This is a genomic window from Serratia sp. CY82433 (genome assembly GCF_052166535.1).
Lineage (GTDB): Bacteria > Pseudomonadota > Gammaproteobacteria > Enterobacterales > Enterobacteriaceae > Serratia > Serratia sarumanii.
Map to the genome: position 1 here is coordinate 657,028 of NZ_JBJNOR010000001.1, position 21,367 is coordinate 678,394.

General features: G+C 62.1%; 22 protein-coding genes. 13 read left to right on the forward strand and 9 right to left on the reverse strand.

The genetic code is table 11. From position 1 onward, the window contains the following. Positions 1-98: 98 nt before the first annotated feature. Both ACJ8PI_RS03310 and ACJ8PI_RS03315 read right to left on the reverse strand, forming a co-directional pair. Positions 99-806 (reverse strand): glutathione S-transferase N-terminal domain-containing protein, encoded by a 708-nt coding sequence (locus ACJ8PI_RS03310; protein WP_039566863.1) that lies wholly within the window; start codon positions 804-806, stop codon positions 99-101. A gap of 74 nt (positions 807-880) precedes the next feature. Next, positions 881-1,564 carry an ArsR/SmtB family transcription factor gene (locus ACJ8PI_RS03315; RefSeq protein ID WP_060451422.1) on the reverse strand — a complete coding sequence of 228 codons (684 nt, stop codon included), beginning with the start codon at positions 1,562-1,564 and terminating at the stop codon, positions 881-883. Positions 1,565-1,743: 179 nt separating this feature from the next. Between ACJ8PI_RS03315 and ACJ8PI_RS03320 the strand changes: the two genes are divergently transcribed. Beyond that, a complete protein-coding gene (locus tag ACJ8PI_RS03320; RefSeq protein ID WP_164134067.1) occupies positions 1,744-2,091 on the forward strand; it encodes an antibiotic biosynthesis monooxygenase family protein in 348 nt (115 codons plus the stop codon). Positions 2,092-2,122: 31 nt separating this feature from the next. Here ACJ8PI_RS03320 and ACJ8PI_RS03325 read toward each other — a convergent pair whose 3' ends face one another. Beyond that, a complete protein-coding gene (locus ACJ8PI_RS03325) occupies positions 2,123-2,854 on the reverse strand; it encodes an isochorismatase family protein (RefSeq protein ID WP_033637699.1) in 732 nt (243 codons plus the stop codon). Between the two features lie 132 nt (positions 2,855-2,986). Between ACJ8PI_RS03325 and ACJ8PI_RS03330 the strand changes: the two genes are divergently transcribed. Both ACJ8PI_RS03330 and ACJ8PI_RS03335 read left to right on the forward strand, forming a co-directional pair. Continuing rightward, positions 2,987-3,883: a LysR family transcriptional regulator gene (locus ACJ8PI_RS03330; RefSeq protein WP_033637701.1), complete on the forward strand. Its 897-nt coding sequence runs from the start codon at positions 2,987-2,989 to the stop codon at positions 3,881-3,883. Positions 3,884-4,051: 168 nt separating this feature from the next. Then, positions 4,052-4,549, forward strand: coding sequence for an AAA family ATPase (locus ACJ8PI_RS03335; protein WP_164037290.1), 498 nt, complete (start codon positions 4,052-4,054; stop codon positions 4,547-4,549). 115 nt (positions 4,550-4,664) lie between these two features. Here ACJ8PI_RS03335 and cynS read toward each other — a convergent pair whose 3' ends face one another. Both cynS and ACJ8PI_RS03345 read right to left on the reverse strand, forming a co-directional pair. Continuing rightward, positions 4,665-5,135 (reverse strand): cyanase, encoded by a 471-nt coding sequence (gene cynS / locus ACJ8PI_RS03340; RefSeq protein WP_049196256.1) that lies wholly within the window; start codon positions 5,133-5,135, stop codon positions 4,665-4,667. 19 nt (positions 5,136-5,154) lie between these two features. Then, positions 5,155-5,808: a carbonic anhydrase gene (locus ACJ8PI_RS03345; RefSeq protein WP_043147014.1), complete on the reverse strand. Its 654-nt coding sequence runs from the start codon at positions 5,806-5,808 to the stop codon at positions 5,155-5,157. 114 nt (positions 5,809-5,922) lie between these two features. Here ACJ8PI_RS03345 and cynR point away from each other — a divergent pair, with 114 nt between their 5' ends. Then, positions 5,923-6,822, forward strand: a complete 900-nt coding sequence (gene cynR / locus ACJ8PI_RS03350) for a transcriptional regulator CynR (protein WP_060387466.1) — start codon at positions 5,923-5,925, stop codon at positions 6,820-6,822. A gap of 22 nt (positions 6,823-6,844) precedes the next feature. Here the strand turns inward: cynR and ACJ8PI_RS03355 are convergent, their stop codons facing one another. Beyond that, a complete protein-coding gene (locus ACJ8PI_RS03355) occupies positions 6,845-8,149 on the reverse strand; it encodes an MFS transporter (RefSeq protein WP_047568534.1) in 1,305 nt (434 codons plus the stop codon). A 677-nt stretch (positions 8,150-8,826) separates the two neighbouring features. Here ACJ8PI_RS03355 and ACJ8PI_RS03360 point away from each other — a divergent pair. Further along, positions 8,827-10,419 carry an ABC-F family ATPase gene (locus ACJ8PI_RS03360; RefSeq protein ID WP_049233478.1) on the forward strand — a complete coding sequence of 531 codons (1,593 nt, stop codon included), beginning with the start codon at positions 8,827-8,829 and terminating at the stop codon, positions 10,417-10,419. A gap of 50 nt (positions 10,420-10,469) precedes the next feature. Here the strand turns inward: ACJ8PI_RS03360 and moeB are convergent, their stop codons facing one another. Both moeB and moeA read right to left on the reverse strand, forming a co-directional pair. Then, positions 10,470-11,225 carry a molybdopterin-synthase adenylyltransferase MoeB gene (gene moeB, locus ACJ8PI_RS03365; RefSeq protein WP_039566848.1) on the reverse strand — a complete coding sequence of 252 codons (756 nt, stop codon included), beginning with the start codon at positions 11,223-11,225 and terminating at the stop codon, positions 10,470-10,472. Positions 11,226-11,227: 2 nt separating this feature from the next. Then, positions 11,228-12,466 (reverse strand): molybdopterin molybdotransferase MoeA, encoded by a 1,239-nt coding sequence (moeA, locus tag ACJ8PI_RS03370; RefSeq protein WP_039566846.1) that lies wholly within the window; start codon positions 12,464-12,466, stop codon positions 11,228-11,230. A 158-nt stretch (positions 12,467-12,624) separates the two neighbouring features. Between moeA and ACJ8PI_RS03375 the strand changes: the two genes are divergently transcribed. The 8 genes from ACJ8PI_RS03375 to ACJ8PI_RS03410 all read left to right on the forward strand — a co-directional run bounded on the left by ACJ8PI_RS03375 (position 12,625) and on the right by ACJ8PI_RS03410 (position 20,482). Beyond that, positions 12,625-13,161 (forward strand): DUF924 family protein, encoded by a 537-nt coding sequence (locus ACJ8PI_RS03375; protein WP_164134166.1) that lies wholly within the window; start codon positions 12,625-12,627, stop codon positions 13,159-13,161. 357 nt (positions 13,162-13,518) lie between these two features. Continuing rightward, positions 13,519-14,475, forward strand: coding sequence for an isoaspartyl peptidase/L-asparaginase family protein (locus ACJ8PI_RS03380; protein ID WP_049233474.1), 957 nt, complete (start codon positions 13,519-13,521; stop codon positions 14,473-14,475). Between the two features lie 19 nt (positions 14,476-14,494). Next, positions 14,495-16,372 carry a dipeptide ABC transporter ATP-binding protein gene (locus ACJ8PI_RS03385; protein ID WP_164134068.1) on the forward strand — a complete coding sequence of 626 codons (1,878 nt, stop codon included), beginning with the start codon at positions 14,495-14,497 and terminating at the stop codon, positions 16,370-16,372. Positions 16,373-16,395: 23 nt separating this feature from the next. After that, positions 16,396-17,931, forward strand: coding sequence for a glutathione ABC transporter substrate-binding protein GsiB (gsiB, locus tag ACJ8PI_RS03390; protein WP_164134069.1), 1,536 nt, complete (start codon positions 16,396-16,398; stop codon positions 17,929-17,931). Between the two features lie 52 nt (positions 17,932-17,983). Next, complete coding sequence (gsiC, locus tag ACJ8PI_RS03395) at positions 17,984-18,904, forward strand: glutathione ABC transporter permease GsiC (RefSeq protein WP_038880960.1); 921 nt, start codon at positions 17,984-17,986, stop codon at positions 18,902-18,904. A 9-nt stretch (positions 18,905-18,913) separates the two neighbouring features. After that, the gene (gsiD, locus tag ACJ8PI_RS03400) at positions 18,914-19,822 is read left to right on the forward strand and encodes a glutathione ABC transporter permease GsiD (protein WP_049233469.1); all 909 of its coding nucleotides are present in this window, start codon (positions 18,914-18,916) and stop codon (positions 19,820-19,822) included. 106 nt (positions 19,823-19,928) lie between these two features. After that, a complete protein-coding gene (locus tag ACJ8PI_RS03405) occupies positions 19,929-20,165 on the forward strand; it encodes a type II toxin-antitoxin system CcdA family antitoxin (protein ID WP_039566839.1) in 237 nt (78 codons plus the stop codon). Positions 20,166-20,167: 2 nt separating this feature from the next. Beyond that, on the forward strand, positions 20,168-20,482 hold the full coding sequence (locus ACJ8PI_RS03410) for a CcdB family protein (protein WP_019454426.1): 315 nt from the start codon (positions 20,168-20,170) through the stop codon (positions 20,480-20,482). Between the two features lie 39 nt (positions 20,483-20,521). Here the strand turns inward: ACJ8PI_RS03410 and fghA are convergent, their stop codons facing one another. Further along, complete coding sequence (gene fghA, locus ACJ8PI_RS03415; protein ID WP_015377214.1) at positions 20,522-21,364, reverse strand: S-formylglutathione hydrolase; 843 nt, start codon at positions 21,362-21,364, stop codon at positions 20,522-20,524. Between the last annotated feature and the right edge of the window lie 3 nt (positions 21,365-21,367).

Below are 21,367 nucleotides of genomic sequence, written 5' to 3' on the forward strand. Positions count from 1 at the left end.
AATAACATCAAATTGTTACGTAAGGAGAGTAGAGCAGAGGGATGACAATTTTATGACAGCGGAATGCGGGACGGCCCGGCGGCCATCCCGTTTGACGATCAGGCCGCGCGCGCCGGTATAGTGAGCCCACGCTGCACCGCCGGCCGCGCCAGACCGCGCTCCAGCCACTGCGCGACGCGGGGGAAACTGTCGAACTCTACCAGTTCGCGCGCCTCATAGAAGCCGATCAGGTTGCGCACCCAGCCCAGCAGCGAGATATCGGCGATGGTGTAGTCCGCGCCCATGATCCAGTCGCGGCCTTCCAGGCGCGTTTCCAGCACGCCGAGCAAGCGTTTCGATTCGTTTTTGTAGCGCTCCAGCGGCCGCTTATCTTCATACTCGCGCCCGGCGAATTTGTGGAAGAAACCGAGCTGGCCGAACATCGGGCCGACGGCGGCCATCTGGAAGAACACCCACTGAATGGTTTCGTAACGCTGCGCCGGATCCTGCGGCAGGAAACGGCCGCTCTTTTCCGCCAGGTAGAGCAGAATGGCGCCGGATTCGAACAGCGGCAGCGGCCGGCCGCCGGGGCCGTCGGGATCGATGATCGCCGGGATCTTGCCGTTCGGGTTCAGCGCCAGGAATTCCGGCGTCCAGGTTTCGTTGTTGCCGATGTCGATCAGGTGCGCCTCATAGGGCAGGCCGATCTCTTCCAGCATGATGGACACTTTGACGCCGTTCGGCGTCGGCAGGGAATAGAGCTGCAGCCTTTCAGGATGCTGAGCCGGCCAGCGTTTGACGATCGGGAATTGGGTGGAATCGAGCATGGAAACTCCTCGGGTTGGCGGGGTGGCCTAAGCGTACCCCTTGAGTATTGCAGTAAAACTACCCCGCCGCCGGGTTACACCGTGAGTTCAAAATGTGCTGCCAGCGCTTTTTTACCGGCAGGGGTCAGCTGCAACTCGCGGCTGTCGAGCCGGCGGACGATCCAGCCGCGGTGGATAAAGGCGGCCAACAGTGCGGCGCCCAGCGCGCCGCCGAGGTGAGAGCGGCGTTCGCTCCAGTCCAGGCAGCCGCAGGCGAAGCGGCGGCGGGTGGGGGCGGGGGAGCAATCGACGCCCAGCCGCGCCAGCGCGGCCTGACCGGCGTCGCTTAACCGGTAGTCTTCCTCACCGGTCAGCCAATTCAGCGCATGCAGCCGATCGTGCAGCTTCACCGCCACCTCGCCCGCCATATGGTCGTAGCAGGTGCGGGCATATTGCAGCGTGGTGGGCGTGCTGCTTTTCACCGACGGGCGCGGTACGCCCGCCAGCGCCATCAGGCCTTCCAGCGCCTCGGCCACCGGCTGACCGGCCAGCCGAAAATAGCGGTAGCGCCCCTGTTTGACGCAGGCGATCAGCCGCTGCTCCAGCAGTTTCGCCAGATGTGCGCTGGCGGTGGACGGGGCGACCTCGACCGCCGCGCTGAGCTCGGTGGCGGTGTAGGCGCGCCCATCCATCAACAGGCACAGCATGCGCGCCCGGGTGCGGTCGGCGATGGCGGCGCTCAGCGCCGCCAAACGATCTTCTAGGTCGATGTTATGCATACTTCGAGGTTAGACGAAGTATGACTGCGCGTCCATTGCTAACCTGTGGCTGTCGCATTCTGGTGCTGTGCGTCTGTGTTCGCTGGATATTGATGAGCGGGCGTTGGAATCGGTGCGGTGGCGCCCTTCCTACAATCAATGCGCGCGTACCTGAATTTTACCGTTGAGAGGAGACGATAATGATCGCCGTGATTTTTGAACTGCAGGCCGCCGACGGGCAGCGCGATACCTATCTGGCGTTGGCGGCGGAGCTGAAGCCGCTGCTGGCGCAGATCGACGGATTCATCTCCATCGAGCGCTTTCAAAGCCTGGCCGATCCTGCGCGCCTGCTGTCGCTCTCCTTCTGGCGCGACGAGGCGGCGGTGCAGCAGTGGCGCAATCTCGAGCAGCACCGGGCGGCGCAGGCGCGCGGCCGTGGCGAGGTGCTGGCGCACTATCGGCTGCGGGTGGCGGAGGTGGTGCGGGACTACGGGCTGGAGAGACGCGACCAGGCGCCGCAAGATAGCCGTTGCTATCACCGCACCTGAAGAAAGCCCGCCGGCGGCGGGCTTTCGTCCGTTATTTCGCTTCGCTGCCCACCTTCATTGCCCCGGCGTAGCTGGCGCCCATCCCCCAGGCGGCGCCGTGGTCGCGGGCGATCTGCAATACGCCTCCCGCCGTGGCTTTGCGGCTCCAGTCCTGCTGCCATTCCAGCATCAACGCCACCCAGTTGATGGGCGTGGCGCCCGCCTGTACCAGACGCTGCATGGCGTTGTTTTGGCTGTCTGGCGTAATGTCGCCGGTGACGTCCGACAGGATATAAACCTCATAACCCTCGCCCAGGGCGGACAGCGCCGGCAGCATCACGCAGCTGGCGGTCCACAGCCCGCCGATGATGATTTTCTTGCGTCCGGATTGTTTGATCAGATCCACCACGCGCCGGTCCTGCCAGACGTTGATGGCGGTGCGATCGTACACCTGTAGGTCCGGGCGTGCCTGCGTCACCTGCTGGAATACCGGCCCGGCGAAGCTTTTGGCGTTGGCCGAGGCCAGAATGGTCGGCACGTTGAACACCTTGGCGGCCTTGGCGATGCCGGCGGCGTTATTGACCAGGTTGGTTTGATCGATAGAGGAAATGGTCATGCCGAACATGTCCTGCAGATCGACCAACAGCAACAGGCTGTTCTCGGCGGTCAGCGGCTGCACATAACCCGCCTGGCGGCTGTCGGCGGCGGGGGATTGCGCCAGCGCGGCGACGGGGGCGGCGGCGGCGCTCAGGCCGAGCATCAGGGCGAACAGGGTCTTTTTCATTATTAACTCCATGATTATCAGTAGATTAAATTCACCTCTCACTCAGGGAGGCGGTTGAATAAAGTCTACTGAGGTTGTTGAAGTTAATAATCTGTGTTTTATTGAATTTATAATTAACCATCAGGACATAATATGGACGTGCTACTGACGATGCGCGCCTTTCGTCGCGTGGTTGAGCGCAACAGTTTTTATAAGGCGGCGGAGGATCTGGCGATCACGCCGGCGGCGTTGAGCAAGCAGATTAAGCAGTTGGAAAACCGGTTGGGGACGCTGTTGCTGGTGCGCACTACCCGTAGCATGAGCCTGACCGAAGCCGGGCAGCTCTATTACCAGGAAGCCTGTCGGTTGCTCGGCGAGTTCGACGCGCTGGAGCAGACGGTTGCCGCCAGCGCGCAGCAGGTCTCCGGCACGCTGCGGGTCAATGCGCCGCTTTCGTTCGGCCTGACGGTGTTGTCGCCACTGCTGCCGCCGTTTATGCAACGTTACCCGCAGCTGCAGGTAGAGCTGACGTTGGACGACAGGGTATTGGACGTGGTGGCGGCCGGTTTCGATATTTCCTTGCGCATTCGCCGACGGCTGCCGGATTCTTCCCTCAGCGCCCGGGCGCTGGGTGAAGTGCACCAGCGAATTTGCGCCGCGCCCGGCTATTTGGCGCAGCACGGCGTGCCGCAAACGCCGAATGAATTGCAGCGACACAGCTGTCTGGCCTATTCCCTGGCGGAAAGGCCGGGGCAGTGGCAGTTCACCGCCGGCGAGGAGAGCCTGAGCGTGACGTTCACTCCCCGGTTGATCGCCAACAACAGCCTGATGCTGCGGGATATGCTGGTGGCGGGACTGGGCATCGGTTCGCTGCCGTCGTTCGTGGCGGATCCCGAAATCGCCGCCGGCAGGCTGGTGCGGCTGTTCCCTGAACAGATTGCCGACGTGCATCAGGTTTTCGCGGTTTACCCGACGCGCCGGCATGTGCAGCAGAAAGTGAGTTTATTCACCGAATTTGTGCGAGAACAGGGATTGATGACGGCGAATTGACAACGGCGCACGGTTGTCATATTCATTAGCTATGAAAAAATCCTACCGCCCATTCGCGCAAATTATTATCACCCTTCTCCAAAGGGTGGGATAGCGCGTGTGTCGCCAATAAAAACCCGCCGGCAGGCGGGTTTTTTTATCCCCTTCCGGCAACGACCGGAGAACGTCATGAAAACCTACCCTGCAGTTTTACACCTGATATGTGGCAAGGCCGGCGCAGGCAAATCGACGCTGGCGCAGCGTTTGGCGCAGCAACCGCAAACGCTGTTGCTGGTCGAAGATGCGTGGCTGGCGACGCTGTATGAGCAGGAGATGACCAGCCTGCAAGACTATGCGCGCTGTTCCGACCGGTTGCGGCGGGCGCTGGGCGGGCACCTCGTTCAGCTGCTGCGCGGCGGCTGGTCCGTGGCGCTCGATTTCCCGATGAATACGCCGGACAGGCGGCGCTGGGCCAAAGCGTTGGCGGAGGAAGCCGGCGTCGCGCACTGCCTGCATTTTCTCGACGTCAGCCATGCGCAGTGCCTGAGCCGGATAACGCTGAGAAACGCGCGCGGCGAGCACCCGTTTACACTGAGCGAAGCGGAGTTTGAGCGCCTGGCGCAGTACTTTGTTCCCCCGGCGGAAGAGGAAGGGATGACAGTCTTGCGTTATGGCGAACAGGACTGAAAACCGGCGCCATGACGGCGCCGGCAATAGGGTTAGGCTTTGGCGTTAAACGCGTTGTAGAAGGCGACTTCCGCGCACGGCAGCGCGGCCTGGAAGGCGATGGCGCGGAAGTAGATTAGAAAGGCTTGGTCGGCAGGTATTTGCCGTCCAGGGTGATCACCGCGCGTTCGCCGCCTTCCGGATCGGCCACCTTCTTGATATCCAGCTTGAAGTTGATGGCGCTGATGATGCCGTCGCCGAACTGCTCGTGCACCAGCGCTTTCAGCGTGGAGCCGTAAACCTGCAGCATTTCATAGAAGCGATAAATGGTCGGATCGGTCGGCACGCCGCCGGGAATGCTGCCGCGTAGCGGGATGGTTTGCAGCAGCTGTACCGCCTCTTCGTCCAGCCCGAGCTTGGCCGCCACGGTGCGTGCCGCTTGTTCCGGCAGCGCATGCTGCCCCAGCAGCGCGGCGGTGACGAACGCCAGGCTGAGTCCGGTGCCCTCCGCCAGCGCGTCGAAAGTCAGGTTATGGCGGATCTTGGCGGCCATGATGATGTCGGTGAGCGCTGCGCGCGGGGCGGCGTTGTGCAGAGAGTGTGTCATGTTAGCTCCTTTTGTTGGCTTAAAAACGGGCGATCGCCGGAGTGGCGGTCACCTCGGGATGGGTGGCGAGCGGCACGAAGCGGCGGGTTTCGCCGTCCAGCGCGTCGATAGCGCCGCTGGCGATGTCATAGACCCAACCGTGCAGCGTCAGGCGTCCCTGATCCAGCGCCAGGGCGACGGAAGGGTGCGTTTTGATGTTGTTGAGCTGGGCGATGACGTTTTCGCGCACCATCGATGCGACCCGCGCCTCTTTGGAAGCGTGCGGATAAGCCTGATTGACCGCCTTCGCGGAATCGGCGTAACGCAGCCAGCCGGCGACCGTGGGCAGGTGATCCAGACACTGGCAGGTGGCGATGGCGGTCATTGCGCCGCAGTCGGAATGGCCGCAGATCACGATATCTTCCACGCCCAGCGCGGCGACGGCGTACTCGACCGAGGCGGTAACCCCGCCGGGTTCGGGGCCGAAAGAAGGCACGATGTTGCCGGCATTGCGGATCACGAACAGATCGCCCGGCTCGCGCTGGGTGACCAGCTCCGGCACCAGGCGGCTGTCGGAACATGAGATAAACAGGGTGCGCGGGTTTTGGCGGGTCGCCAACTGCTGAAACAGCGCCGTGCGTTCAACAAAGGCTTCGCGCTGGAACTTCAGGAAGCCTTCAATCACCTCTTTCATCCGTTTCTCCATTGGGTGTCGTTATGCGATGGCGGCATGATGAACGCTTCTGGCTATAGGGTCTAAGACCCATTTATAATGCCAGCTATAGGTTTTACTAATAGCTGGGGCGTTATGCTGCTGCGACACATCCGTTATTTTCTGGCCGTTGCCGAACAGGGCAATTTCACCCGCGCCGCCGAAGCGCTGCACGTGTCGCAACCGACGCTGTCGCAACAGATCAAGCAGCTGGAAGACACATTGGGAGCGCCGCTGTTCGATCGCAGCGGCAGAGCCGTGCGCCTGACCGACGCCGGTGAGGCGTGGATGCGCTATGCGCGCTTGGCGCTGCAGGATCTGGATGCCGGCGCGCGGGCGATCCATGACGTGGCGACGCTGGCGCGCGGCCATTTGCGGCTGGCGATGACCCCCACGTTCACCGCCTATCTGGTGGGGCCGGCGGTCGATGCCTTCTACCGCCGCTATCCGGGGATTACGCTGAGCATTGAAGAGATGGCGCAAGAGCGAATGGAGGCGCTGCTGGCGCAGGATAGGCTGGATCTGGGCATTGCCTTCGAGATGGCGCAGTCGGCGGAGGTGGAAGCTGCGCCGTTGTTCAATGAGTCGCTGGAGCTGATGGTCGGCGCCGATCATCCCTTGGCGTCTCATCGCCGGCCGCTGACGCTGGCGGAGTGGCAACATCTGCCGCTGGCCTTGCTGAGCGGCGACTTCGCCACGCGCCAGTTTATCGATCGCTACTGCACGCAGCTGGGTTTCCGGCCGCAGGTGGCGGTGGAGGCCAATGCGCTGGGCGCCATCGTCGAGATCGTGCGGCGCGGGCAGCTCGCCACGCTGCTGCCGGCCGCCATTGTGCGCGAGAACCGGCAGTTGAAAAAAGTGGCTTTGGCCAACGCCATGCCGGTGCGGCAGGCGGTATGGCTGCAGCGCAAAGGCGCTTACCGCAGCGCCGCCGCGCAGGCGTTTATCGCCCTCTTGCAGGAACAGGGCATTACGCCGGCGCCGGGCAGCCGATAGCCGCACGGCCCGGCAGCAGGCGCTATTCTTTATGACGTTCGCGGAACAGCAGAGTGGCGATCAGGCTGACGGTCAACATGCCGGTGACGTACCACGCCGGCGCCATCGGATTGCCGCTGACGTCCAGCAGCCAGGTGACGACCAACTGCGCCGATCCGCCGAACAGCGTCACGCCAAAGGCGTAGATCATCGAGGTGCCGGTGGCGCGCACGTGGCGCGGCAGCGCCGAGACGATCAGCATAGTGCTGGCCAGCATGTTGATGCCCAGCGCGCCGATCAGCAGGATGCGGAAAACGATCGCCAGCCACAGGGTTTGCGTGGCGCTGAGGAACCAGAAGGTCGGGTAAATCAGGATCAGTGCTGCAAAGATTGAGAACAGCAGCGGCCTTTTGTAGTTCTGCACCCGATCGACGTAACGGCCTGCGCAATAGACGGCGATGATCTGTACCACAGAGGCGATACAGCTGAACAGGTAGGCGGTCGGGCCGGCGATGTGATAGGTCTGCATCATGTAGGTCGGCATATACAGCAGCACCACGTAGACCATCACGGTGCCGGACATGATGATCAATACGCCCAGCAACAGATCTTTGGCATGATTGCTCACCAGATCCCATACCGGATTCAGCGGCGGCCGCGCGTGAGCCGGCGCCTCTCCACTGTAGGTCTCTTCCAGATGTTTGCGAATATAGATGCCGACGGGAATGATCAACAAACCGATGATGAACGGCACGCGCCAGCCCCAGGCATACAGTGCCTGCTCCGGCAGAAAATAGGTGAGCGCCAGGCCTAAAGAGGCGCCAAGCAGGGCGCTGATGCCCTGGCTTATCGCCTGCCAGCTGACGAAAAAGCCGCGCTGATTGGCGCCGGCCGACTCCAGCAGCAGCGTAGTCGCTGAGCCCACTTCACCGCCGGCGGCAAACCCCTGAATCAGGCGGCCAACCACGATCAGCACCGGCGCCAGAACGCCGATTTGCGCATGGGTGGGCGCGAAGGCGATCAGCGCGGTGCCGACGCCCATCAGCACGATGGTCATCAGCATGGCGGCCTTGCGGCCGACCCGGTCGGCATAGGCGCCCAGCACCATGCTGCCCAGCGGGCGCATGATAAAGCCGACGCCGAACACCGCCACCGACATCAACAAGGAGCCGTAGGCGCTGTCGCTGGGAAAATAGAGTTTGCCGATAATGGCGGCAAAGAAGCTGTAGACGGTGAAGTCGAAAATCTCCAGGCCGTTGCCCAGGCTGGCGCCGACAATGACTTTGTAATTTACCGCGCCCTTCTGCGCCGTTTGGCTTTTGGGCAATGCGTTTTCAGCAGTGTTCATCGTTGTCTCTCGCGATAGGTGGACGGTGTGTTGTTATTATTTTCTGGCCGGGGTGGCGTTATCCGGGGCGGCGATAACCGAGCCCCGAAACGCCAACAAAACGGCAACGTCATGTTTACATATACTTGTATGTACAATCATATGCAATATGAGAGTAGTTAGCGCGATAACGGTGGTTTGATTTTCACATCTCCCTGTATTTAATTGTTTTTATTTGGTTTTTCCTGTTATCTGAACGAATGTGCCATGTCGGTTTAGTGAGCTGTAACGCATTAATCCTCTAAAAAACCTTGGTAATTAAGAAGGCGGTCACAAAATGTCGCGTATAGCAGAATGTGTGGCGATAGTCGGAAAAAACTAGAATTAAATAGAGACGTGTTGGCTGTATTAATGATTTTCATAAGATGAACAGATACGATTTATTCGTGCCTGGGGCAGTTCTGAGGAGAATAAATGTCATTTTTAAGTTTAATTAATATATTTGGCGAATTGGTTTCAAATATTGTACGGCTTGCTGCGTGAAATCTCGCCGTGAATTTTATCGGTGTTATTCAACCCAACTATGACTCATCCGTCGTCACCGCTCAAAATGTCACCAAAACTTCCCGCGATCTCTTAACCCCGTTGTGGCATAATGCGCGCCAAATCACATTCCCTATGTATAAAGAGCGAGCGCTGTGTTAAGCACCAACAACATCACCATGCAGTTCGGCAGCAAGCCGTTGTTTGAAAACATCTCTGTTAAATTCGGCGGCGGCAACCGTTATGGCCTGATCGGCGCCAACGGCTGCGGCAAGTCCACCTTTATGAAAATCCTCGGCGGCGATTTGGCGCCGACTGGCGGCAACGTGTTCCTCGATCCGAACGAGCGCCTGGGTAAACTGCGTCAGGATCAGTTCGCCTTCGAACAGTACAGCGTGCTGGACACCGTGATCATGGGCCACACCGAGCTGTGGGCGGTGAAGGAAGAGCGCGACCGCATCTACGCCATGGCGGAGATGAGTGAAGAAGACGGCTATAAAGTGGCCGATCTGGAAGTCGCCTACGGCGAGATGGACGGTTACACCGCCGAAGCGCGCGCCGGCGAACTGCTGCTTGGCGTCGGCATTCCGGTGGAACAGCACTATGGCCCGATGAGCGAAATCGCGCCGGGCTGGAAGCTGCGCGTGTTGCTGGCGCAGGCGCTGTTCTCCGATCCGGAAATCCTGCTGCTCGACGAACCGACCAACAACCTGGACATCGATACCATTCGCTGGCTGGAGCAGGTGCTGAACGAACGCAACAGCACCATGATCATCATCTCGCACGACCGTCACTTCCTGAACATGGTCTGCACCCACATGGCGGATCTGGATTACGGCGAACTGCGCGTTTATCCGGGCAACTACGACGAATACATGACCGCCGCCACCCAGGCGCGTGAACGTCTGCTGGCCGACAACGCCAAGAAGAAGGCGCAGATCAACGAGCTGCAATCGTTCGTCAGCCGTTTCAGCGCCAACGCCTCCAAATCCAAGCAGGCCACCTCGCGTGCCCGCCAGATCGACAAGATCCAGCTGGAAGAAGTGAAGGCCTCCAGCCGCCAGAACCCGTTCATCCGTTTCGATCAGGACAAGAAGCTGTTCCGTAACGCGCTGGAAGTGGAAGCGCTCACCAAGGGCTTCGACAACGGCCCGCTGTTCAGCAAGCTGAACCTGATGGTGGAAGTGGGTGAGAAGGTTGCGGTGCTGGGCGCCAACGGCATCGGTAAAACCACCCTGTTGAAAACGCTGGTGGGCGACGCGCAGCCGGACACCGGCACCGTGAAGTGGTCGGAAAACGCCCGTATCGGTTACTACGCGCAGGATCACGAATACGAGTTTGACGATACCCTGACCGTGTTCGACTGGATGAGCCAGTGGAAGCAGGAAAAAGACGACGAGCAGGCGGTGCGCAGCGTGCTGGGCCGTTTACTGTTCAGCCAGGACGACATCAAGAAGAAAGTGAAGGTGCTGTCCGGCGGTGAGAAGGGCCGCATGTTGTTCGGCAAGCTGATGATGCAGCGCCCGAATATTCTGGTGATGGACGAACCGACCAACCACCTGGATATGGAATCCATTGAATCGCTGAACATGGCGCTGGAGATGTACGAAGGCACGCTGATCTTCGTCTCCCACGACCGTGAGTTCGTCAGCTCGCTGGCGACGCGCATTCTGGAAATCACTCCGAACAAGGTGATCGACTTTACCGGCAACTACGAAGACTATCTGCGCAGCCAGGGCATCGTCTAACCCTCGCGGCAACGCATCAGGGCGGGAATTATCCCGCCCTTTTTTATTCGTCATTCCCCGCCGCACACCTCGCAGTGCGGATCCTTCGGCAGTTTCATCTCGCGGAACTGCATGCTCATCGCATCGAACATCAACAGCTTGCCGCGCAGCGGCTGACCATAGTCGGCCAGCAGCTTGATGGCCTCCATCGCCTGCAGGGTGCCGATAGTGCCGACCAGCGGCGCCATCACGCCCGCTTCGACGCAGGTGAGGGCGCTGTCGCCGAACAGCCGGCTCAGGCAGCGGTAGCAGGGCTCGCCCGGCTGATAGGTGAACACGCTGAGCTGGCCTTCCATGCGGATCGCCGCGCCGGAAACCAGCGGCCTCTGCTGCGCGTGGCACAGGCGGTTCAGGGCATCGCGCGCCGCCACGTTGTCGGTGCAGTCCAGCACCAGATCGCAGGCGGCGATCTCTGCCGCGACCGCGTCATCTTCCAAACGGCAGTCGATCGCGTCGATGCGGATATGCGGGTTGATGGCGTTCAGTTCCCGCTTGGCGGAAGCGACCTTGCTCTGGCCGATGCGATCGTCGCGGTGCAGGATCTGGCGCTGCAGGTTGGAGAGCGAGACGGTGTCGAAATCCACCAGCACCAGATGGCCGACGCCGGCCGCTGCCAGATATGGCGCGGCGGCGCAGCCCAGCCCGCCCAGCCCGGCGATCAGCACGCGGGCGGCCTTCAGCTTCTCCTGGCCGTCGAAGTCAAAGCCGCGCAGCACGATCTGGCGGTTGTAGCGCAGCGCTTCGGCGTCGGTCAATTCCGGCAGCATGCTCAGCTCCTCAGCAGGGCGTTGAACGGCTCGATCTCCACCGTTTCGCCTACCGCCACCGAACCGCGTTCGCGCTCCAGCACGATGAAGCAGTTGCCCTGGCTGTAAGAGCTGAAGACGTGCGAGCCCTGGTGGCCGGTGGTGCTGACCTCCAGTTCGCCCGCGGCGTTGCTGCTGAACACGCCGCGCTGGAAATCGAGGCGGCCCGGCGATTTCTTCAGCGGGGTCAGCGCCCGTGCGCGCAGGCGCGGCGGCAGGCGCCAGTCGCTGTGGCCGGCCAGCTTCGCCAGCAGCGGTTGCACCAGTTGGTAGAAGGTCAGGGCGGCGGAAACCGGGTTGCCCGGCAGGCCGCAGAACCAGGCGTGGCCCAGCTTGCCGAAGGCGAAGGGTTTGCCGGGTTTGATCGCCAGCTTCCAGAAGCTGACCTGGCCCAGTTCGTCGAGCATTTGTTTGGTGTAGTCGGCCTCGCCGACCGAGACGCCGCCGCTGCTGATGACCACGTCGGCCTGGCTGTCCGCCCGTTCGAAAGCGGCGCGCAGCGCATCGCGATCGTCGCGGATAATGCCGAGATCGAGCACCTCGCAGCCCATCTGCTCCAGCATCAGGCGCACCGCGAAGCGGTTGGTGTCGTAGATTTGGCCCGCCTGCAGCGGCTGGCCGACCGGCTGCAGTTCGTCGCCGGTGGAGAACACCGCCACCTTCAGCTTACGCATCACCTGCACCTCGGCGACGCCAAGCGAAGCCAGCAGCGGCAGCTGTGCGGCGCCCAGCTTCACGCCGGCCGGCAACACGCTCGCGCCGCGGCGAATGTCTTCACCCGCCAGACGGATATTCTGGCCGGCTTCAACCGGCGCGGAAAAACGCACGCCCTGGTCGCTCACCTCGGCCTGCTCCTGCATCACTACCGCGTCCGCCCCGGCCGGGATCGGCGCGCCGGTCATGATGCGCACGCAGCTGTTGGTCGGCCATTGGCCGTCGAACGGCGCACCGGCGAAGGCCTTACCGGCGACCGGCAGCGGCGCATTGGCCGCCAGATCGGCGAGGCGCAGCGCATAGCCGTCCATCGCCGAGTTGGCGAACGGCGGCACGTCGAGCGGTGAGACCACTGGCGCGGCGGTGATGCGGCCGGCGGCGGCGGTCAGGGCGACGGATTCGGTCTGCTGCAGTGGGGCGATCTGCCCGAGCATTTTTTCCAGCGCTTGCTCCAGGGAAATGAGATCGGAAGTATGGCAATGATCCATAAAGGGAACTCCGTAATCAGGGGGGCGCTAAAATAGCGACAAAGTGCGGGTATTATGGCAGAGAACGCCGGGGGGGAGAACGGGTTATGCCCGCCATCTTTCGCACTGCGGTGATGGGGCGATCGGGTATAAACTGCGTAAAACAGAGGAGAATCATGATGCATAAACAGGTTATCGACTTCTGGTTCGACGAGATCGAACCGATCATGTGGTTCAAAAAGGACGACGATTTCGATCGTCTGCTGCACAGTCGTTTCGGCGAAATCTGGCGCGCGGCGGCGGCGGGGGAATTGGCGCACTGGCGCGACACCATCGAGGGGCGCCTGGCGGAGGTGATCGTGCTCGATCAGTTCAGCCGCAACCTGTTCCGCGGCACGCCGCAGTCGTTCGCCTGCGACGGCATGGCGCTGATCCTGGCGCAGGAGGCGATCCGCAGCGGCGAGTGCGAACGGCTGAGCCGCGAGCAGCGCGGTTTCCTTTATCTGCCGTTCATGCATTCGGAATCGCCGCTGATCCACCAGCAGGCGCTGGTGCTGTACACCGAGCTCAATAACGGCGACCAGCTGAAGTTCGAGCTTCGGCATAAGGCGATCATCGATCGTTTCGGCCGCTACCCGCATCGCAATGCGATATTGGGGCGCACCAGCACGCCGGAAGAAGAGGCTTTTTTACAGCAGCCCGGATCGGGTTTTTAATCTCGGATCATCTGCGCCCGGCCGGGGAAAAAACAGCAGGCCGGGCGCCGCAATAAGCGTTATTCAGCGCGAACGTTTATTTCCTTACGCCATGCCGCTATTTCCGCACGCGGAATTACCAATAATCTCGGCCGTACGATCGGCGGTTTACGGCTTTTTATAACCTGCTGTTTTTATTCCAATAAGCTATTTCAAGGTGCGAAACGGTCTAAGCGGACTACGCTAAAAGCGGGACGTGGACGTTATGCTGTACTTCCACTGTAGGACTAAATAGAGTCGAAAAAGACTGAATAATAATGATACCGCGCTCAGCTTATTCGCTGCGCAACGGCGGGATTAACACAGGGTGTCAGGCAAATGAGCAAACCAGTGATTGCCATTCATGGCGGCGCGGGCGCAATTACCCGGGCGGCGCTGAGTGCGGAAAAAGAACGGCAGTATATCCAGGCGCTGTCCGAGATCGTGGCCGCCGGGCAGGCGATACTGGCCCAGGGCGGCAGCGCGCTGGACGCGGTGACCGAAGCGGTGCGGCTGCTCGAAGAGTGCCCGCTGTTCAACGCCGGCAAAGGCTCGGTGTTTACCCATCAGGGCACCCACGAGCTTGATGCCTGCGTGATGGACGGCCGCACCTGCGATGCCGGCGCCGTCGCCGGCGTCAGCCGCATCCGCAACCCGGTGCTGGCGGCGCGCGCGGTGCTGGAAAATAGCGAACACGTGCTGTTTGCCGCCGAAGGCGCCGAGAAGTTTGCCGCAGCCCACGGCCTGGAAATGGTCGCTCCCGATTTCTTCTTTACCCAGGAACGTTTCGATCAGCTGCACCGCGCCCAGGCGGAGCAGGGCCGGGTATTGCTCGATCACGACGGCGCGGCGCAGGCCGGCGATCCGCTCGATCCCGATCGCAAATTCGGCACCGTCGGCGCGGTGGCGCTGGATGCGCTGGGCAACCTCGCCGCCGCCACTTCGACCGGCGGCATGACCAACAAGCAGGCCGGGCGGGTAGGCGACACGCCGATTATCGGCGCCGGCTGCTATGCCAACAACGCCACCGTGGCGGTTTCCAGCACCGGCACCGGCGAAATCTTCATGCGCGGCGTGGCGGCCTATGACGTCTCCGCCCTGATCGAATACGGCGATCTGAGCCTGCAGGCGGCCAGCGATCGGGTGGTGATGGAGAAGCTGCCGGCCCTCGGTGGCAGCGGCGGCATGATCGCCGTCGATCGCCACGGCAATATCGCGTTGCCGTTCAACTGCGAGGGGATGTATCGCGGTTTTGGCTATGTCGGCGATGCGCCGTCCGTCGGGATTTACCGCTAAGCGTTCACCGGGAGGGTGCATGACCGACGTTTTACTTCGACCCGCCGCCAGCGGCGGGCCGTCATTGCCGCCGCAGCGGGTGCTGACGGTGCGCGATCTGAGCATCAGCTTTCCTCAACCGGACGGCGCCGTGGAAGCGGTGCGCAACCTGTCGTTCGATCTCGATCGCGGCGAGACGCTGGCGATCGTCGGTGAGTCCGGCTCCGGCAAATCGGTCACTTCGCTGGGGCTGATGCGGCTGGTGGAGCAGGGCGGCGGGCGCATCGTCGGCGGCGTCATGACGCTGCGCCGGCGCGACGGCGCGCTGCTCGATCTGGCGCAGGCCTCGCAGAGCACGCTGCGCACGGTGCGCGGCGCCGACATGGCGATGATCTTCCAGGAGCCGATGACCTCGCTCAACCCGGTATTTCCGGTCGGCGAGCAGATCGCCGAATCGCTGCGCCTGCATCAGGGCATGGATCGCCGCAGCGCGCGCCAGGAGGCGCTGCGCATGCTCGATCTGGTACGCATTCCGGAGGCCAAAGAGGTGCTGGGGCGTTACCCGCACCAGCTTTCCGGCGGCATGCGCCAGCGGGTGATGATCGCCATGGCGCTCTCCTGCAAGCCGGCGCTGCTGATCGCCGATGAACCCACCACCGCCCTCGACGTCACCATTCAGGCGCAGATCCTGCAGCTGATCCGCGTGCTGCAACGGGAGATGCAGATGGGGGTGATCTTCATCACTCATGACATGGGCGTGGTGGCGGAGATAGCCGACCGGGTGCTGGTGATGCGCCGCGGCGAGCAGGTGGAACAGAATCGGGTGCGCGAGCTGTTTGCCGCGCCGCAGCAGGCCTATACCCGGGCGCTGTTGGCGGCGGTGCCGAAGCTGGGGGCGATGGCCGATCGGCCGCTGCCGGCGAAGTTTCCGTTGCCGGGCGGCGAGGGGGATACGGCGCCGCAGGATACCGTGCCGACAGACGCCGCGCCTATCCTGCAGGTGGAGCATCTGGTCACGCGTTTTGATCTGCGCGGCGGGTTGTTCAATCGGGTCACTCGCCGGGTGCACGCGGTGGAAAACGTCAGTTTCGATCTTTACCCCGGCGAGACGCTGGGGCTGGTGGGCGAGTCCGGCTGCGGCAAGTCCACCACCGGGCGCTCTTTGCTGAAGCTGGTGGACAGCCAGAGCGGCACCATCACCTTCGCCGGGCGGCGGATAGATCAGTTGAAGGGGCCGGCCCTGCAGCACCTGCGGCGCGATATTCAGTTCATCTTTCAGGATCCATACGCTTCGCTTGATCCGCGTCTGACGGTCGGTTTTTCCATCATGGAGCCGCTGCTGGTGCACAATGTGATGCGCGGCCGCGAGGCGGAGCAACGGGTGGCCTGGCTGCTGGAACGCGTCGGCCTGCTGCCGGAGCATGCGCGCCGCTACCCGCACGAATTTTCCGGCGGCCAGCGCCAGCGCATCTGCATCGCGCGCGCGCTGGCGCTGAACCCGAAAGTGGTGATCGCCGACGAGGCGGTGTCGGCGCTGGACGTGTCGATTCAGGCGCAGATCGTCAATCTGCTGCTCGACCTGCAGCGCGAGTTCGGCATCGCTTTTCTGTTCATTTCACACGACATGGCGGTGGTGGAGCGCATCAGCCACCGGGTGGCGGTGATGTACCTCGGGCAGATCGTTGAGATCGGCCCACGGCAGGCGGTGTTCGACAACCCGCAGCACCCCTACACCCGCAAGCTGATGGCGGCGGTGCCGGTGGCCGATCCCGCCCACGCCCACAAACGGCAGCCGCTGCCGGCCGATGAGATCCCGAGCCCGGTGCGCGCGCTGGGCGATGAACCCGTTACCGCACCGCTGGTGCAGGTTGGCGCCGGGCACTTTGTCGCCCGCCACCCGATCGCCGGTGCTTTTTAAAGACCTCAGGAGAGACAAGCGACATGAAGCACACATTCAAACGCAATGCGCTGTTGGCCGCCGTACTGCTGGCGGCGGGAGCCGGCCCGGTCTGGGCGGCGAAGGACGCGGTGATCGCCGTGGCCTCCAACTTCACCACCCTCGATCCTTACGACGCCAACGATACGCTGTCGCAGGCGGTGGCCAAGTCTTTCTATCAGGGGCTGTTCGGCTTCGACAAGGACATGAAGCTGGTGAACGTGCTGGCGGACAGCTATGAGGTCAGCAAAGACGGCCTGACCTACACCGTCAAACTGCGCCAGGGGATTAAATTCCACGACGGCACCGCGTTCAACGCCGAGGCGGTGAAGGTAAACCTCGATCGCGCCAGCAATCCGGACAGCCACCTCAAGCGCTACAACCTGTTCAAGATGATCGACAAAACCGAAGCGGTGGACGCCGATACGGTGAAGATCGTGCTGAAAGCGCCGTTCTCGGCGTTCGTCAACAACCTGGCGCACCCGGCGGCGGCGATCATCTCGCCGGCGGCGCTGAAGCAATACAGCAAGGAGATCGGTTTCCACCCGGTCGGCACCGGGCCGTATCAGTTCGTCACCTGGAACCAGACCGATTTCGTTAAGGTGAAGAAGTTCGACGGCTACTGGCAGCCGGGGCTGCCGAAGCTCGACAGCATCACCTGGCGCCCGGTGGTGGATAACAACACCCGCGCGGCGATGCTGCAGACCGGCGAGGCGACCTTCGCCTTCCCGATCCCTTACGAGCAGGCCAAGGTGCTGGAGGGCAACGCCAAGCTGGACGTGGTGGCTGCCCCGTCGATCCTGCAGCGTTACATCAGCATGAACGTCACCCAGAAGCCGTTCGACAACCCGAAGGTGCGCCAGGCGCTAAACTATGCCATCAACAAGGACGCGCTGATCAAAGTGGCGTTCGCCGGGTACGCGGTGCCGGCGGAAGGGCCGGTGCCGCCGGCCATTGACTTCGCTGCCCGCTATAAGCCGTGGCCGTACGATCCGGCCAAGGCGCGCGAGCTGCTGAAAGAGGCCGGCTACCCGAACGGCTTCACCACCACCCTGTGGTCTTCCCACAACCACAGTACCGCGCAGAAGGTGCTGCAGTTCACCCAGCAGCAGCTGGCGCAGGTGGGGGTGAAAGTGACGGTGACGGCGATGGATGCCGGGCAGCGTGCGGCGCAGGTGGAGAGCGTCGGGGTGAAGGACACTGGCGTGCGGCTGTTCTACACCGGCTGGTCGGCCTCGACCGGGGAAGCGGACTGGGCACTGTCGCCGCTGTTCTCTACCCAGGCGGCGCCGCCGAAGCAGTTCAACACCGCGTTCTACAGCAACCCGCAGGTGGACAAGGATCTGACCGACGCGTTGGCGACCACCGATCGCGCCGAGAAGCAGAAACTGTATCAGGACGCGCAGGATCGCATCTGGGCCGACGCGCCCTGGATCTTCCTGGCGACCGAACGTCTGTTGTCGGCCAACAGCAAACAGCTGAGCGGCTTCTACGTGATGCCGGATACCTCGTTCAACTTTGATAACGCCGATCTGAAATAAGGCGCCCATCCCCGCCCGTGGCCAAGCGGCGGCGGGCGGGGGAAGGAATGAGATGCTCAATTATTTTCTGAAACGACTGCTGGGCCTGATCCCGACGCTGCTGATCGTGGCGGTGCTGGTGTTTCTGTTCGTTCACCTGCTGCCGGGCGATCCGGCGCGGCTGGCGGCGGGGCCGGAGGCCGACGAGGCGGTGGTGCAGCTGGTGCGCAAGGATTTGGGGCTGGATAAGCCGCTGCCGCAGCAGTTCGCGCACTTCTTCGTCAACGCGCTGCGGGGCGACTTCGGCATCTCGATGGTGTCCAAGCGCCCGGTGAGCGAAGAGATCGCCTCGCGCTTTATGCCGACCTTCTGGCTGACCGTCACCAGCATGCTGTGGGCGGTGGCGTTCGGCCTGGCGATCGGCGTGGTGTCGGCGGTGTGGCGCAACCGCTGGCCGGATCGCCTCGGCATGACGCTGGCGGTGTCGGGGATCTCGTTCCCGGCCTTTGCGCTCGGCATGCTGCTGATGCAGGTGTTCTCGGTCGAGCTGGGGTGGCTGCCGACGGTGGGCGCCGACAGCTGGCGGCACTACATTCTGCCTTCGATCACCCTGGGGGCGGCGGTGGCGGCGGTGATGGCGCGCTTCACCCGCGCTTCGTTCGTCGAGGTGCTGCAGGAGGACTACATGCGCACCGCGCGCGCCAAGGGCGTGCGGGAAAGCGTGGTGGTGATGAAACACGGCCTGCGCAACGCGATGATCCCGGTGGTGACCATGATGGGGTTGCAGTTCGGCTTCCTGCTCGGCGGTTCGATCGTGGTGGAGAAGGTGTTCAACTGGCCGGGGTTGGGGCGGTTGCTGGTGGACTCGGTGGAGATGCGCGATTACCCGGTGATCCAGGCCGAGGTGCTGCTGTTCTCGCTGGAGTTCATCCTGATCAACCTGCTGGTGGATATGCTGTACGCGGCGATCAACCCGGCGATTCGTTATCAATGAGGGCGCGGCATGATTAAGCATTGGCGGCGCAACGCCGCACTGAAGGCGATGCCGCTTATCGACCCCAACGCGGTACGCACGCCGTGGAGCGAGTTTTGGCGGCGTTTTCGCCGCCAGCGGGCGGCGCTGGTCGCCGGTCTGTTGGTGCTGCTGCTGATTGCGGCGGCGCTGCTGGCGCCTTATCTGGCACCGTTCGATGCGGAAAACTATTTCGATTACGATCGGCTGAACGAGGGGCCTTCGCTGATGCACTGGCTGGGCGTGGATTCTCTCGGGCGCGATATCTTCAGCCGCATCCTGATGGGCACGCGCATTTCGCTGGCGGCCGGGGTGTTCTCGGTGCTGGCGGGCGGGGCGATCGGCACCCTGCTGGGGCTGCTGGCCGGCTACTATGAGGGCTGGTGGGATCGCCTCACCATGCGCGTCTGCGATGTGCTGTTCGCGTTTCCCGGTATTCTGCTGGCGATCGGCGTGGTGGCGATCATGGGCAGCGGCATGGCCAACGTGATCGTCGCGGTGGCGATCTTCAGCATTCCGGCCTTCGCCCGCCTGGTGCGCGGCAATACGCTGGTGCTGAAGCACCTGACCTATATCGAATCGGCGCGCAGCATCGGCGCCTCGGACTGGACCATCATCCTGCGGCACATTCTGCCGGGCACCCTGTCTTCGATTGTGGTCTATTTCACCCTGCGCATCGGCACCTCGATCATCACCGCCGCCAGCCTGTCGTTTCTGGGCCTGGGTGCCCAGCCGCCGACGCCGGAGTGGGGGGCGATGCTCAACGAAGCGCGCGCCGATATGGTGATCGCGCCGCACGTGGCGATCTTCCCCAGTCTGGCGATATTCATTACCGTGCTGGCGTTCAACCTGTTGGGCGACGGACTGCGCGACGCGCTCGATCCTAAGCTGAAGGGATGATGCTTTAACGTATGGCGCATATTTGAACGGGCTCAAATGACGTCTCAATGCTACTATCGTTCAATAAACCGTGTTGTTTGCACGAAAATGAGTGAGAGAGGTGCCGATGCCAGTAAAACAACGAACGACGCAAAGTGTGACCATGACGGTGGAACGCAGTTTGTTGAGCCGTGCGCGTGAGGCGGGGATTAATCTCAGCGCGACGCTAACTGCTGCTTTAGATGCTGAGTTACGTCAGCATGAGAGGATAAAATGGCAGGAAGAAAACCGAGAGGCGCTTGAAGCGCTTAACCGATTTAATGATGAGCATGGTTGCTTTAGCGACGAATACAGGACGTTTTAGCGATGCAATTTACGGTGTATGCGAATAGGGGGAACAGCGCGGTTTATCCCCTGCTGCTTGATGTGACGAGCGATATCATTGGGCAATTAAATCGTCGAGTTGTGATCCCTTTGTTGCCCGTTGAAAAATACCCTGGGAGTACGCGACCGGAACGCTTGATCCCGTTGATCAGATTGATTGATGACAACGAGTACGCCGTGATGACATATGAAATGGCCAGCATCCCGGTTCGGGCTTTGGGGGCCGAGTTTTGTGATGTTTCCCAGTATCGGACCAGGATAAAAGCCGCCATCGACTTTCTTCTTGACGGTATTTGAAGAAATCCGGGCGCTTTAATAACCGCCCGGATTTTTTTATCAGCGGAACAGGTGCTCGGCGTGGAAGCGCAGGTGATCTTCCACGAAGGTGGCGATGGTGAAGTAGCTGTGATCGTACCCCGGCTGAATGCGCAGAGTCAGCGGCCAGTCGCGCTGGCGCGCCAGCTCCGCCAACCGCGCCGGCTGCAGTTGATCGGCCAGGAACTGGTCGTCGTCGCCCTGGTCGATAAGGACCGGCATTTTTTCCGCGCCGCTGGCCAGCAGATGGCAACTGTCGTACTGCAGCCACTGGCTTTCGTCGCTGCCCAGATAGGCGGTGAACGCCTTGCGGCCCCACGGCACCTGGCACGGGTTAACGATCGGCGCGAACGCCGATACCGAGCGGAAGCGCTGCGGATTGCGAAACGCCATCATCAGCGCGCCGTGGCCGCCCATCGAGTGGCCGAAGATCGACTGACGATCGCTGACGCTGAAGTGCTGTTCGATCAGCGCCGGCAGTTCGGCGCTGATGTAGTCGTACATACGGAAGTGGCGATCCCACGGCGCCTGGGTGGCGTTCAGGTAAAACCCGGCGCCCTGGCCCAGATCGTAGCCTTCGTCGTTCGGCACTTCGTCGCCACGCGGGCTGGTGTCCGGCATCACCAGCACCAGGCCCAGCTCGGCGGCGATGCGCTGCGCGCCGGCTTTCAACGTGAAGTTCTCGTCGTTGCAGGTCAGCCCCGACAGCCAGTACAGCACCGGCGGCGGGTTGTCATCGCGCGGCGGCGGCAGGTAGATGCTGAATGTCATGTTGCAATTCAGGCTCTGCGCCGCGTGGCGATAGCGCTGCTGCCAGCCGCCGAACATGCGGTGCTCTTCGAGAAGTTCCAATGACAACGTCATCTC

Coding starts and splice junctions, on each gene's coding strand:
- ACJ8PI_RS03310 (WP_039566863.1), bottom strand. CDS start 806: ATGCTCGATTCCACCCAATTCCCGATCGTCAAACGCTGGCCGGCTCAG.
- ACJ8PI_RS03315 (WP_060451422.1), bottom strand. CDS start 1,564: ATGCATAACATCGACCTAGAAGATCGTTTGGCGGCGCTGAGCGCCGCC.
- ACJ8PI_RS03320 (WP_164134067.1), top strand. CDS start 1,744: ATGATCGCCGTGATTTTTGAACTGCAGGCCGCCGACGGGCAGCGCGAT.
- ACJ8PI_RS03325 (WP_033637699.1), bottom strand. CDS start 2,854: ATGAAAAAGACCCTGTTCGCCCTGATGCTCGGCCTGAGCGCCGCCGCC.
- ACJ8PI_RS03330 (WP_033637701.1), top strand. CDS start 2,987: ATGGACGTGCTACTGACGATGCGCGCCTTTCGTCGCGTGGTTGAGCGC.
- ACJ8PI_RS03335 (WP_164037290.1), top strand. CDS start 4,052: ATGAAAACCTACCCTGCAGTTTTACACCTGATATGTGGCAAGGCCGGC.
- cynS (WP_049196256.1), bottom strand. CDS start 5,135: ATGACACACTCTCTGCACAACGCCGCCCCGCGCGCAGCGCTCACCGAC.
- ACJ8PI_RS03345 (WP_043147014.1), bottom strand. CDS start 5,808: ATGAAAGAGGTGATTGAAGGCTTCCTGAAGTTCCAGCGCGAAGCCTTT.
- cynR (WP_060387466.1), top strand. CDS start 5,923: ATGCTGCTGCGACACATCCGTTATTTTCTGGCCGTTGCCGAACAGGGC.
- ACJ8PI_RS03355 (WP_047568534.1), bottom strand. CDS start 8,149: ATGAACACTGCTGAAAACGCATTGCCCAAAAGCCAAACGGCGCAGAAG.
- moeB (WP_039566848.1), bottom strand. CDS start 11,225: ATGCTGCCGGAATTGACCGACGCCGAAGCGCTGCGCTACAACCGCCAG.
- moeA (WP_039566846.1), bottom strand. CDS start 12,466: ATGGATCATTGCCATACTTCCGATCTCATTTCCCTGGAGCAAGCGCTG.
- ACJ8PI_RS03375 (WP_164134166.1), top strand. CDS start 12,625: ATGCATAAACAGGTTATCGACTTCTGGTTCGACGAGATCGAACCGATC.
- ACJ8PI_RS03380 (WP_049233474.1), top strand. CDS start 13,519: ATGAGCAAACCAGTGATTGCCATTCATGGCGGCGCGGGCGCAATTACC.
- ACJ8PI_RS03385 (WP_164134068.1), top strand. CDS start 14,495: ATGACCGACGTTTTACTTCGACCCGCCGCCAGCGGCGGGCCGTCATTG.
- gsiB (WP_164134069.1), top strand. CDS start 16,396: ATGAAGCACACATTCAAACGCAATGCGCTGTTGGCCGCCGTACTGCTG.
- gsiC (WP_038880960.1), top strand. CDS start 17,984: ATGCTCAATTATTTTCTGAAACGACTGCTGGGCCTGATCCCGACGCTG.
- gsiD (WP_049233469.1), top strand. CDS start 18,914: ATGATTAAGCATTGGCGGCGCAACGCCGCACTGAAGGCGATGCCGCTT.
- ACJ8PI_RS03405 (WP_039566839.1), top strand. CDS start 19,929: ATGCCAGTAAAACAACGAACGACGCAAAGTGTGACCATGACGGTGGAA.
- ACJ8PI_RS03410 (WP_019454426.1), top strand. CDS start 20,168: ATGCAATTTACGGTGTATGCGAATAGGGGGAACAGCGCGGTTTATCCC.
- fghA (WP_015377214.1), bottom strand. CDS start 21,364: ATGACGTTGTCATTGGAACTTCTCGAAGAGCACCGCATGTTCGGCGGC.